The organism is Streptomyces sp. ALB3, from assembly GCF_044385685.1.
Taxonomy (GTDB): Bacteria; Actinomycetota; Actinomycetes; order Streptomycetales; family Streptomycetaceae; genus Streptomyces.
Genome location: NZ_JBISCE010000050.1, coordinates 1 through 1156, shown reverse-complemented (window position 1 = coordinate 1156; position 1156 = coordinate 1). Strand labels below are relative to the sequence as shown.

General features: G+C 69.5%; 1 protein-coding gene. It reads right to left on the bottom strand.

Features of this window, described 5'->3' with window-relative positions:
• On the bottom strand, positions 1-1156 hold a 1156-nt coding region (locus tag ACHFIV_RS33160; protein WP_398976647.1), incomplete at both ends, for a beta-ketoacyl reductase.

Sequence of the window (1156 nt, the reverse complement as noted above, 5' to 3'; positions counted from 1 at the left end):
CGAGTTGCCGATGCCGAGATAGCCCTCGGTGTCGTCAGGAACGGCTTTGAGCCGGGAGGCGTAGTCGTGGTACATCACGCCGGCGAACACACCGGTGCGGCTGCCGCGCAGAGAGCTGGGGTCGATGCCCGCCCGTTCCACTGCCTCCCACGAGGCTTCGAGGAGGAGCCGCTGCTGGGGATCCATCGCCACCGCCTCACGCGGCGAGATCCCGAAGAACTCGGGGTCGAACTCAGCGGCTCCGTAGAGGAAGCCGCCCTGCTGCGTGTAGGTCGTACCCGTCCGGTCAGGGTCGGCGTCGAACAGCCTGTCGACGTCCCATCCCCTGTCGGTGGGGAAGCCGTCGATACCGTCACCGCCGCCTGCCAGCAGTCGCCACAGACCCTCCGGATCGGACACCGCCCCCGGGTAGCGGCAGCTCATGCCGACGATCGCGATCGGATCGTCGACCGAGACGTCGGACACCGCTGACTCCCGGGGGGAGCCGTCGTCCCCGAGTGCCTGGGAAAGGAGGAACGAGGCCAACTCCGCAGGGGTCGGATAGTCGAAGACGAGGGTGGCCGGCAACTGCAACCCCGTCGCCGTCGCGAGCCTGTTGCGCAGTTCGACAGCGGTGAGGGAGTCGAACCCCAGCTCCTTGAACGCCTGAGCGGCTTCGATGTCCTGGCCGGAGGCGTGTCCGAGTACGGTCGCGACCTGGGCCTTGACCAGTTCCTCCACGAACCGCTCCCGGTCTGCGGGTGCGAGCGCGGCCACACGATCGGCGAGCGCGGTCCCCCGGGCTGCTCCGGCATGGGCAGCTCGTGTCCTGGGCAGCCGTACGAGCTCATGGAACAGCGGAGGGAGAGCAGAAGTGGAAGCGAGGCGACGCAGAGCGGCACGGTCCAGCTTGATGGGAATCAGCGCGCCTGCGCCGCCACCCGGGGCCGCGTCGAGCAAGGACAGCCCTTCGTCTGCGCTCAGCGGCATGACGCCGTCCCGCGCCATGCGCTGGAGGTCGGCTGTGTCGAGACGCCCGAGCATCCCGCCTTGGGCCCAAGGTCCCCAGCCCAGCGACAGACCCGCCAGCCCTTCGGCCCGACGGACCTCGGCCAGAGCATCGAGGAACGCGTTCGCCGCCGCGTAGTTCGCCTGTCCCGACGACCCCAGCGTCGCC